Here is an 11,854-nt window from a genome sequence, read left to right as displayed (position 1 = left end):
AGATTCGATGCGAGGCATAAGACCCCCGTTTGAACACCTTGGGAAACAATATAAGGAACGATTGACGAAAAGTCAATTATTTACGGATAAGCACTTAATTCTACATTCCAAAAAGGTAGAGCATTCCCGAATAGCGGCCGGTGACGAGCCCGTGCAGGAACGCAGCCGGCACGCCCAGGGGAAGTCGCAGCACGGCCCCGGGCAGCGCGGCAAAGCCCTTTTCGGCAATACTGATACGTTCACTCCAGAGGGCGTTGTAAAAGAGGTCGAGCGGGAGCATCCGGGAGCGGAGGAGATGAAAACTGGCTCGTGCAGCCAAGGCAGGCAGCGTGTCGGGAGTGAAGTGCCAGAGATGGCGGGGAGCGTCGTAGGCGACCCAATGCCGCCCATAGAGGCGGGCATCAAGCGCCGAGCAGTTGGGGACCGCTATGAGCAGATAGCCGGTTTCTTTCAGGAGTTGGCGCGCCAGGGCAAGCGCTCCCAGCGGATCCGGTATGTGCTCCAGCGCGTGCCAGAAGGTGATCAGGTCAAAGCAGTCAGGAGGATAGACTTCAGGTTCGAGGTGACCGGCGCGAACATCGAGGTGATACTGCGCCCGAGCCCACCGGGCGGCGTCGGGATCGGGCTCGAGGCCGAAAACTTCGTAGTCTCCCGACAGCGCGGCAAGAAACTCACCCGTCCCGCAGCCGACGTCGAGGATCCGTCTGCCGGGCTGAATCAGGCGCCCCACAAGTCGCTTCTTCCATCGCGTCGTCCAGCCGCGCGCCAGGCCGTAGGCGCGGTCGAAGAGTCCCATAGGCCGGACGAGCGAGAGGAAGGGATCATACCCTTCCTCTCGATGATAAGCGCTGCTATCTGCGCCAAGCGGTCGCGGGCATAGATAGACGAGCCCGCAACCTTCGCAACGGACGAGGCGATATGTCGGAGCCTCCCGGCCGGCGAGGCGGTCGGTCAGTTCCAGATAGGGGGTGAAAGCGGTTCCGGGCTCACAGAGCGCACAGCCCGCTGCACCCTCCGCAGCCGGTTTCAGTTCTTCGGCTGCCGCCAGCCGCTGCCCGGCTTGAAGTAGGAGCGAAGGGTGATCTTCATGAAGGCGCCGCTGTAATCGACCGCCAACGTCTGGTTGCTGCTGCCGACGAAGACCGTCCGCTCCGTATCGCTTGCGTCGGTGTAGATCAGTTTCTCCACCGTGGCAAGGCGCCCGCCGAAGATGATGCCAAGCCCCATCATATCCTTCAGGGGAATTTCGATACCGAGCGAACCAGCCAGCCCAAAGCCCTTGCCTTCGGCATTGGCGAAAGTCCCGGCGGTCAAGTGGGTCTGTCCGTCCTGAACGATGTCGATGGTGCGGTCCAGGGTCGCCGAATAGAAAGCCGGCCCGACACCGAACGAGAACTCACCGAAGTCGGTAGGCATGAACCAGGTCGCCTGGGCGTAGATTTCGCCGCCGGAGACCGTCTGCTCGGCCCAACTCTCGACCGGTGAGAGGTAGGCGCTGATGCGGTACTTCGAGACCATAAAGAGCCGGTTGTAGCCGAACTGCCAGCCGAAATCGTCCATCCCCCGGTAGAGGATGCCAACGCCGGCAAGTGCGCCGATGCCGATCTTGTCCGGTTCGATGTTGCTGAACTGGGGAGAGGGGACGAAGTCGTTCACATCGCCCATGGCGTGCCAGCCTCCGCCCACTTGGAACTCCACGCCGTATTTATGCGGATGCGCCGCCGGCGCGACGGCCGGCAGCAGTGCGATGAGTGCGGCCAGGCATAGCGCCCCTACCGTTCTGACCATTGGGTTGCCTCCTAAGGTTGCTAAAAAGGGCTCCGCGCGTCCCGAACCGACACGCCGGAACCAGACTCTGCAAGCGAACAATCAAGAACTCCTCATCCCCCCCAAGATCCAGCCAACCTATTCTGTCGGCGGATCCGGCTAATCGTCGGAAGGCAGTTCGTTCGCCCTCCGACGCCCCTTCACAAAGAACTGCCACGCAATGGAGCGCGGGAACATTCTTTCTAAGATAACCGAATCATCTACCCGGCGCAACTCCCTAACGCGCCTCCGTCCATTCACAATGAAACGAACCGAAAGGAATAGTGCCGCCCAAGCCCGTAAGACCGCCCATACGGACTTGAAGTCGAATCGCGCCAGGCTATAGAGACCAAACGCCGCGTCGAGCGCTATACGTCCGGGAAAATAGCGCCATAAAGTCGCCGGACGGTAGTTCCGCACCAGCATCCAGAGACTGTTGCGGTGATTGAGAAAAGCCTTCTGGAACGACCCGCTCCGGATGGTAACTGCGCCCCGATGCCGGACGATGGATTCGGGAATCGCCCTGACCGAATAGCCCATCAACTGCAGCCGCCAGAGGAGGTCGATCTCCTCCATATGGGCAAAGAAGCGCTCTTCAAGCCCGCCGGACTGCATCCATAGCGATTTCCGGACCATTAGCGCGGCTCCGGCGCCCCAGAAGACCTCGGCAGGGGCATCATACTGCCCCCCGTCACTCTCTATATGATCGAAAATCCGACCTCGTGCAAAGGGGAATCCGTAGCGGTCTATCAAGCCTCCAGCAGCGGAGGCGTAGTCGAACCGGGTCGGATCGAAGTAATAGAGCAACTTGGGGACCGTCGCGGCGAGGCGGTCGTCGGCCTCGAGGGAATCCTGCAGGATCCGCAGCGCGGTCGGTGCGACGACAGCGTCGTTATTGAGCAGGAAGATCAGGTCGCCGCGAGCGGCTTCCACCCCCTGGTTACAGGCCGCCGCGAACCCAATTTTGCGCTCGTAGCGCAAAATTTGCACGTCCGAACGATCTTCTGCACCCCAATCGGCGGCGGTCTCACTCGAGCCGTTGACAACGATCACCGCTTCGACGGCGACATCTTGCGTTTGAAAGAGCGCTTCGAGGCACTCGGCGAGCATCTCCCGGCCGCCCGCGTGCGGGATAATGGCGCTAATCAAAGCAATTCTTATGCCTGAAAGGGCAACTGGTAAAAGGAGGGACTGTCAATTTGCACTGGGACCGTTCGGCCCTTGCAGGCGGGCATCCAAATCTGATTGACTTGGCTGGATTCCCGCTCACGAGTCTGTCCGAGAATGTGAATCGGTGGTGTCAGGTGTCCCCACCTGTCAATCGGTGGTGTCAGGTGTCCCCACCTGACAATCGGTGGTGTCAGGTGTCCCCACCTGTCAATCGGTGGTGTCAGGTGTCCTCACCTGACACCAGTTGTATTTTATTTACAATCGCATGCCGTCGGGTGTCCTCACCCGACGGCACAAGGTTGTCAAATCTCAGACCGACTCTTATGCGGGAACGACACTCCTGCTACGAAAAATCTTCCATTTGATACTAAAACCTCACCGAGGTCGTTAACTCAACCCGGGTCTGTATCCGCTCGCGGAAGCCGGCGATGTCGGTGCGGAAGAGAATCATCCGGGGCTGGATCTCGACGCCCTTGAAATCGTAGGCGGCAAGGAAATGCCACGCCGTCCGCTTCACTTCGTTACCTCTATAAATTCCCGCTTCGTGGGTCTGCAAACCCTCCTGGTAACGCACCGTCGGCTTGACGCCGTAGATGTCGGCGGTCAGGGTCAAATCCTTGAAGTCGGCTTCATAGACGCTGTCCCGCCGGGTATGGGCATAGCCGGCTGCTACAGTCACCATGGCGACGCTCTTGCGCACCGATGCTCCCCAGAGCGACTCATCGGCATAAACGAAGTCGGGCCATTCCCGTTCCGGTGCGCTTCGCGAGTTGAGGTCGCTGCCCACTGCAGCCCGACTCGGAAAACCGTAGTCAAAACTGATCTTCAGATCCCGGGTAACAGCCGAGAATGTTCCCGGCAACGGCATCCGGCTGCCATCCCAATCGAAGCCGAACAGGAAAATATACTGGTCCGGGCTGCGAACAGTGCGCACGGTAGCGCCTTGCTCAGTGCGCTGAAAACCGGTGGTATAGTCGGTATGATAGACTCCGCGGATATCGAAGGCCCCGACTGGTACCCCAAGCCGGACGCCGTTCAGCGCCGCCATCCGGTCGTTGAAGACGCCGTCGCGCGGATCGTCCATCCGGAAGTCGGTCTGAGCGGTCGCAGCATAGAGGTCCCAGAGCGCTGTCCCGGCTTGCGGAATGCGCCCCATTTGAACCCGCGCAAATTCAACGTTCCAGTCGATGTAGGCTTCTTGAATCGCAGGAAGGAGACCCTCCCGGCTGGTAATGTCCTGCAGCATTACTTGCGCCCGACCATAAAGTCCGCTGCGAAAGGTGAGGCCGATGGCGAGGTCTTCGCGCACTCCAAGGCGAAGCCCCAACTGGTAGCCGGTGCGGGTGGTGCCGTCCTGTATCGTCTTCAGCAGTTCCCCCGGCGCACCGGGGAAGGCGATAGTGGTGTATTCGCGGGTCTCCTCCGAACGCACCCGAAACGCGGCCAATCCCCACCAGTCGATGGTGATTTCCGCCATTGCAGTCGCGGCCATCAGTAGCAGCCCGATGATGGTCAACAGTTGTCGCATTTTTTTCCCTTGGATTCGTTTACCTGCGCTTCAGGTCGCCTTTGGACCCGTTCTGCGCACCCTCTGCATGAACCAGACCCCTCCCCAGAGCAGAATCGCGATACCATAAGCCCCCCACTTCGATCCAAGCCCGAGCACATTGCTGGTGAGATAAGGCCGGTAGAGGAGAACTACGGAAATTGCAAGCATCGCCCCTTCATACCACTTCAGGCGGGTCAGCAGCCAACCCTGTAAAATTGAGGCAAGTGAGATTGCCGCTATCATTCCGGTTCCGGCTACTACGACTGCTTCCCACCAGTGATCGACCCCCACCAGCAAGAGGTCGTGGTTGAAGATGAACATAAATGGCAGGACGAAAGTCGGCAAGGCATACCAGAACGCCTGAAAGCCGGTCTTCAAAGGATCTGAGCGGGCGATCCCGGCCGATGCAAAGGCAGCCAGCGCCACTGGCGGCGTGATGTCGGCGCAGATGCCAAAATAGAATACGAACATGTGCGCTGCTATAAGCGGCACCTCAAGGCCGAGGTTCGAGCCGACGCTGACAATGATCGGCGCGGTCAGACTGGCCATTACAATATAGTTGGCCGTCGTCGGGAGTCCCATACCGAGCACCAGACTGGCGAGCATTGTGATGAGCAGCAGCAGCATGATGCTGCCGCCTGATAGTCGCTCGACCGCCTCATTCACCATCCCGCCCGGCCCCATCGTCATCACGCCAATGATGATCCCGGCGGAAGCCGTCGCGATGGCGACGCCGGTCATATTCCGGGCGCCCCCGGCCAAACTCGAGCCGATTAGTGCGATTCCATTGCGGAGCGCGGCATTCCGGCCGGCGCCCTTCCGAACTGCACGAAGCAACTCCTGAACGACGATCAGGACGGCAAGTGTGCTTATGGCGAGGAATGCCGACGACTCGGGCGTATGCCGTAGGACGACCAGTTTATAGACCAGCACCCCGATGGGAATCAGGTAATGCAAACCACTGGTCAGCGTCGGGAAGAACTTCGGCAGTTCAATGCGAGGGATGCCTTTCAGCCCTAACTTGCAGGCCTCCACGTGAACGATGAAAAACATCGCAGCATAGACGAGGATCGCCGGGATAATAGCCGACTTGACGACAGTCAGATAAGGAACGTTCAGGTATTCGGCCATGATAAACGCCGCCGCGCCCATGATCGGAGGCATCAACTGACCCCAGACTGAGGAGGCGGTCTCGATGGCTCCCGCTTTGCGCGGCGGATAGCCGATCGACTTCATCAGCGGGATGGTCAGCGTCCCGGCAGTGACGGCATTGGCGACTGACGAGCCTGACACCATACCGACCAGCCCCGACGCCACTACGCAAGCCTTGGCCGGACCGCCCCGAAAGGCGCCCAGGAGCGAGGTCGCCAGTTGGATGAACCAGGCCCCGCCGCCGGCCCGTTCGAGCATCGCTCCGAAGAGGACGAAAAGGAAGACGATGTTCGCCGAAACCCCGAGCGGGATGCCGAAAATACCCTCATTGGAGAGTGTTATCTGACCGAGGAAGCGGTCGAGCGAAACCCCCCGAAAGGCGATCGCGGATGGCAGATAAGGCCCCAGAAAGGCGAGCGACGACATCACCGTCGCAATGGTCGGAAGAGGAAGCCCGAGCACCCGGCGTCCGCCTTCGAGCAGCAGCAGCATCAGCGCAATGCCGACGACACGGTCGCGCGGTAACGGATGCCCGATGCGCGCCGCCAAGCCGTCGTAGTCGAGCACCACGTAGAGCGCAGCAAAGGCGGCTACGGCCGCGAGAATTAAATCGAGCGGATGGAACCGGTCGCGCGGAGCCAGCCGGGTGAGGAATCCGGCCGAAGAGGGACGACGAATCAGCGGGAATGAGACAAAGGCGAGTGCGAGCGCGAAGGCGAGATGCACCGAACGGACGACCGACGAATTGAGCACCAGGACCTTGCCGGTGGCGAGTTGAAAGAGCGACCACGAGGTGGCTATCGCCAGAACAAGGTAGAGTTGCCAGCCGGAAAAATGGCGCGGCCCCGAGACCTCGTCGGCAACGGCTTGCTCGGCTCGCCGCAGCATATCTTCATGACCGGTAGGCGACTCGATCTCTGCTGCTGGTGTCCGGTCGCTGTCGGGAGGCGGACCTATTGCAGCAGCCCGCGCTCGCGATAGAACTTCTCTGCCGCCGGGTGAAGCTGAGCCGTCAGCCCCTCGAGCATACGGTTCATCTCAAGTCCTCCGAGCGCAGGATGCAGCGCCCGGAAGTCTTCGAAGTTGTCGAATACGACCTTCACCAGCCCGGTGGCGGCGTTATCCGTAACCTTCGCCGAGGTGACCATCGTCGCTTTGACCCCGAAACTGGGCACCGGCTCCTTATTGGTAACCCCGGGATAGGGGGCGATGTCGATCACGGCAGGGGTGTAATAAGGCTTGTCCTGATAGAGCGTTCCGACGTCGTCGAAGGGGACGAAGTGCACCGGCGTCGTCCCGGCTACGGCTTCCTTGATCGAGCCATTGGGATGCCCGACGGTGTAGAAGTAGGCGTCGATCCGGCCATCCTGCAGCATCCCGGCGCACTCGACCGGCTGGAGGTCTTCGGCTTTGATGTCGGACAGGGAGAGCCCGGCAATCGCGAGGGCGTCGATGGCGTTGCGGCGCATCCCCGATCCGGGCGGTCCGATGGCAACCCGCTTGCCTTTCATATCGACCGGCTTCCAAATGCCCGATGGATCGGAGGCGATCAACGTAACGATCTCGCTGTGCAAACTGAACAGGCTGCGCAGACCCGTATGCGGCTTGCCATCCCATTCGCCGGTGCCCTTTACTGCCTGATACTGGAGATCGGACTGGGCGATGCCAAACTCGAGGTCGCCCGACATGAGGGCGTTGATGTTGAAGACCGATCCGCCGGTGGACTGGACCGTCGCCTTGAGGCCGAACTGATCGACACGATCGTTCAGCAGTTTGGCAATCGCGCCGCCGACCGGATAATAGACGCCCGTCATCCCGCCCGTGCCGATGGTGACGAACTCCGTCCGGGAGCCGGAAGAACAGGATAAGAGAAGGCTGGCCGATAACCAGCCGAGCGGGAACAACCGCCGGAGGCGCATTTGCATAGCGTCAAGCGTCATAAGATGATGATGATGATGATGATATACATAGCGCCAGCATCCTGCTGGCAATATGCCGCCAAGATGGCGGCGCTACGCATATCATCTACTTCATCATCTAAATTACCTCATCGTTCCGGGAGATACAAGCCTTTCGCCGGACATAACCTGCCGTTACTGCACCACCACGATCTGTAACGACCCGGCGAGCGCTTCATAGAGGCAGCACCACTCGCGGGATGCCGGGTCGCCGCTCCCGGCGTAGGCACGTTGCTCCGGCAGGTGCCGCTGACCCAACTGCCAGACGGCGGTTTCGAGGCGGTAGAGGTTCACCGGAAGCGGGATCGCGCGGCAATGCCCGACCGCGCGGAGCGTGGTGGCGAGGTGTTCTGTGGTGGGAACCGATTCCCCCAAAAGCAGCGCCAGTCGGTTGAGTGCCTTATCCATTGCGACGGTCAGACGTTCGTAGGCGATCCGGGCGTGGCTCATCGGGTCGGGGGGAAGGCTCGAGTCTGCGGGGTAGAGCGCTTCCCATCCGGATTCATCGAGGTCGCATAGTTCCTGCAGCAACTTCGACAGCGCCCGGGGCCGGACGATCCGGTCGAAGACAACTTTGCCGCCCTGCCAGTTGCTCCGGTTACCGGCAGCCCCAGATAGTGTTGTGAGGAAGTCGGTTTCGAGACGGACGGCTTCAACGCCAAACCCTTGACGAAGCAAACGCTCCTGTCCCAATTCGAGCGCCCGGCAGGCATATTGAAGGTCTTGCACCGTTTCCAATCCGGCGATGTCGTCGAAGAACCAGCCGCACGAAGTGAACATCAGGAGCGCCTGATGCTGCATTTCAAGTAGTTGCTCAAGTGCATCAAGTTCGTGACCAGTCAGCGAACGTCGCTGCCAACGCTCAAGGAACGATGCCCAACTTAGCCGGGATCCATCTTTAAGCAGCGCGATGTAGTCATCCCGTGCCGCCCAAGGATCGGTGAGCAGCGCTCCGGCTTCTTCCTCATAGATATTGGCAAGGCGATCCCGCAAGCCGTCGAGTGCGGTTCGGAGCGGCGTCCGCCACTGCTGATGCCAGCCCGGATGTTCGCCTGTCGCGCAGCCGCAATGTTCCTGCCAGCGGGAGATCCCGTGCGAACAGGACCACGCCGTGCGTTCGACGATTTCGACCTCGCTTTGCAGTGGATAGCGGTCCAGATACCAGCCGTAGTTGACGACCGCCGCGTCGGTCTCGCGCTCGATATACTTCAGCGCAAAAGCCAGAGCCATATCGCCGAACTTGTGATGATGCCCGTAGGATTCGCCATCGGTGGCGAAGTGCACAAGTTGCGGATCCGTCCGGTCGTCGAACCCGGATAGAAGGGCATTCGCGAATGCCGCCCCATCCTTCAGGAGGCCTTCGAAAGCGACGGCGCGCGCAAGGTCTCCACGATAGAAGACGAGCGCCATTTCTCTACCGGACGGCAGGATCACCGTGTAGGTTTGTCGGGTGTCGATCTTCCTCTCGGAAGCGTCCCGCCATTCGGGAGCCGCGGGGCTGCGCACCCGACCGGCCTGATGCGGTGCCAGAATGGTAAACCGGATGCCTTCAGCGGCGAGGACTTCGAGGGTGGCGGTGTCAACGGCAGTCTCCGGGAGCCAAAGGCCTTCGGGATCGCGCCCGAAGCGGCGCCGGAAATCGGCGATCCCCCACCGCACCTGCGTCCGCTTGTCGCGCTTGGGGGCGAGCGGCAGGATGATGTGGTTGTAGGCTTGAGCCAAAGCGTTGCCATGCCCGTTCAGCCGCTCGCAAGAGAGGCGGTCGCCTTCGAGGATGGCTGCATAGACGTCCGGCGCGGCACGTTCAAGATAGTTAAGGAGGGTCGGGCCGAAGTTGAACGAAATCAGGGAATAGTTATTGACCAGTTCGGCGATCCGTCCGGCGCGGTCGAGGATCCGCGAAGTGCTGTTCGGGAGGTAGCACTCGGCAGTGATGCGCTCGTTCCAGTCGTGGTAAGGCGCCGCCGAGCCTTGACGTTCGACGACGCCCCGCCACGGATTCTCGCGCGGCGGCTGGTAGAAATGGCCATGAATGACGACGCATCTGCGAGGAGAGCCGGAAGCGCCCAACGCTTCGCCGATGCGGACGGGGATGTTAGATGACAAAGGGAGGATTGCGGTAAGAGTCCGGGTGTTGAACCCAATCTAATCGAATTTGGGTTAGAAGGGAAGGGGTGTAGCAGAAAAATCGTCACTTCGTCACACTCAAGGCGTATCTGATGCTATGGTAGGGAGATACGGTGTGACGGAAAGGTGACGGAAGGGTGAAGGAAGGTGACGGATGTGGTCATTTCATGAGCACCACCCGCCGCGTAGTGATGCCTGAAGCCCCGTTAAGGGCGAGCATATACTGCCCCGAGGGGAGGGCGCCGGCGTCGAAGTGAAGTTGATGCGGGCCGAAGGGCAGGAAGCCCTCCTTTAGGAGCATCACCTCGTCGCCGCGGGAGTCGTATAGACGCAATGCCCACCAGCCGGGGCGAGGGAGGGTGTAGTGGAGTTGGAGCGTTGCATTGAAGGGGTTGGGGAAGGCGGAAAGGTGCATCGCGTAGGGCGGGATTCCGATCCCGCCGTCGTCGGTGACGGCGTTCCATTCCTCGGGGGCAAGTTTCATAACGAACGAGCGAAATCCCTCTCCATAACCAGGGAATGGGCCGACACCCCACATGGCGAACCCGCCATCTGAAGTGGAAATAATCCCGCGATTGCGGCGGATATCTCCACCGGTCGAGTAAAGGGAGTCATAGAGCAAATTTGCATCGCGGTCCAGCCGGTAGAGATGCATCGTATCGCCTTTGCAATAAAGCACCCCAAATCCGTCGTCAGTTGTCCTTGAGAATGTGAAACTTCCCCGCGAGTAAGGGGTTTGGATCCGCTCGCTCACCCCCGCCATGCGCCCTTGAGCGTCAAACCAATGGATGACCAAATCCTTCGGCGAACCGAGCTCTGGCACTCTATTAGGTGTTTCCAATATAGCCCACATCTGGTCGCGCTCAACAGCAACAACGTCGGTTGGGTAGAATTCTCTTTCATCAAGACCAAAATGACTTCTTAGCCATAGTACCTCCCCATCCGCATCCAAGCGCACCAAAATTAATTCGCTTGGATATACCTCAATGTGATCTCTAACCATTCTCCCCATTAATAGAAAGCCGTCAAAAAATCCCTCCCAAGTAACCTGCAGAATGCGCTTAGACCAGTGGATGCCAAAGGGCGCAATGGTCCGCGTCCAGAGGACTTCCCCAACGCTGTCGGTGCGAACAACGTGGAAAGCAGAACGAAAAGACTCGGGCGGATGCCCTAAGGCGTCGAATAGTAAGCCGTATCCATCCTCCGCATTGCAGATATCGCTTATATAGAGCGCATAGTCATCAAGCCAATACCAAAGACGCCCGATAATCTCATCTGCTCCAATAATCAGAAGATTCACCGAATATTCATGTTCGGGAGAATTCGCATTACCCAATGCAGCTAGATTTCTATTGCCTGATAATGTGAAATGGATACCACCTCTTCCTTGGAATCCATCCTCTATCAGCCTAACATACCGTTCTGCACCGAGATTGCCTTCATTATCTAGATATCCAAGCCAGGTGCGTGAAACGAATCTATCCTGCCAATATCCGCCTGTTCCGGCCAAAATATATCCATTATCGATTTCTAATATTTGCCGAACAAAGGCTTCGTCGCGCACTGCTGAATCCGGCCATACAAGAGTCCATTCGATAGCGGGAGGACTCAGCTGGGCGGCGACCGGAATGCACAGCACGCCACTCAGGCACATTGCTAGGAATATATAGGAAGTGATTCTCATTGGGGACCTCGGGAATGAAAGGATTGAGAGCACAGTAGGGGCGCCCTCGCGCGGAGAGCGCCCCCCCATTCTTGTGGCGAATAGTCAGCGGATAAGAACTAGGCTGCGGGTAACGATCCGACCGCCGAACTCGAGTCGCACATGGTAGAGACCCGAAGGCAGCAAACAGCCGTCCACCGGAATCTGATGCATCCCTGCCGCGTATGAGCGACCGTTGATCAGGGCGACCTGACGACCACTTACATCGAAGAGAAATGCCCGGACATCCCCTGCCACCGGAAGTTCGAAGCGGACCATTGCGGTGGAATTGAACGGGTTGGGGAAGGCCTCAAGGTGCATTGCGTAGGGCGGGATTCCGATCCCGTCTGTGACGTAGGTCGCAGCCATCGCGCCTCCGGGGGTTAGGCT

The 11,854-nt window shown here is 59.4% G+C and carries 9 protein-coding genes; all 9 read right to left on the bottom strand.

All coding sequences use genetic code 11. From position 1 onward, the window contains the following. Nucleotides 1-100 precede the first annotated feature (100 nt). Nucleotides 101-796: a class I SAM-dependent methyltransferase gene (locus tag FJY67_09075; protein MBM3329603.1), complete on the bottom strand. Its 696-nt coding sequence runs from the start codon at nucleotides 794-796 to the stop codon at nucleotides 101-103. Between the two features lie 230 nt (nucleotides 797-1,026). After that, nucleotides 1,027-1,788 carry a hypothetical protein gene (locus tag FJY67_09070; protein MBM3329602.1) on the bottom strand — a complete coding sequence of 254 codons (762 nt, stop codon included), beginning with the start codon at nucleotides 1,786-1,788 and terminating at the stop codon, nucleotides 1,027-1,029. 138 nt (nucleotides 1,789-1,926) lie between these two features. After that, nucleotides 1,927-2,955, bottom strand: a complete 1,029-nt coding sequence (locus FJY67_09065) for a glycosyltransferase (protein MBM3329601.1) — start codon at nucleotides 2,953-2,955, stop codon at nucleotides 1,927-1,929. 388 nt (nucleotides 2,956-3,343) lie between these two features. Next, a complete protein-coding gene (locus tag FJY67_09060) occupies nucleotides 3,344-4,504 on the bottom strand; it encodes a porin (protein MBM3329600.1) in 1,161 nt (386 codons plus the stop codon). Nucleotides 4,505-4,534: 30 nt separating this feature from the next. Next, nucleotides 4,535-6,565, bottom strand: coding sequence for a TRAP transporter permease (locus tag FJY67_09055; protein ID MBM3329599.1), 2,031 nt, complete (start codon nucleotides 6,563-6,565; stop codon nucleotides 4,535-4,537). Nucleotides 6,566-6,630: 65 nt separating this feature from the next. Then, entirely contained in the window at nucleotides 6,631-7,602 is a 972-nt protein-coding gene (locus tag FJY67_09050; protein ID MBM3329598.1) for a TAXI family TRAP transporter solute-binding subunit, read from the bottom strand. A 168-nt stretch (nucleotides 7,603-7,770) separates the two neighbouring features. Beyond that, nucleotides 7,771-9,705 (bottom strand): DUF3536 domain-containing protein, encoded by a 1,935-nt coding sequence (locus FJY67_09045; GenBank protein ID MBM3329597.1) that lies wholly within the window; start codon nucleotides 9,703-9,705, stop codon nucleotides 7,771-7,773. A 217-nt stretch (nucleotides 9,706-9,922) separates the two neighbouring features. Beyond that, entirely contained in the window at nucleotides 9,923-11,446 is a 1,524-nt protein-coding gene (locus FJY67_09040) for a hypothetical protein (protein ID MBM3329596.1), read from the bottom strand. Nucleotides 11,447-11,530: 84 nt separating this feature from the next. Then, entirely contained in the window at nucleotides 11,531-11,833 is a 303-nt protein-coding gene (locus FJY67_09035) for a T9SS type A sorting domain-containing protein (GenBank protein ID MBM3329595.1), read from the bottom strand. Nucleotides 11,834-11,854 lie beyond the last annotated feature (21 nt).

The sequence above is a fragment of the Calditrichota bacterium genome (assembly GCA_016867835.1).
Taxonomy (GTDB): domain Bacteria; phylum Electryoneota; class AABM5-125-24; order Hatepunaeales; family Hatepunaeaceae; genus VGIQ01.
This window is presented reverse-complemented; position numbering and strand designations above follow the sequence as displayed.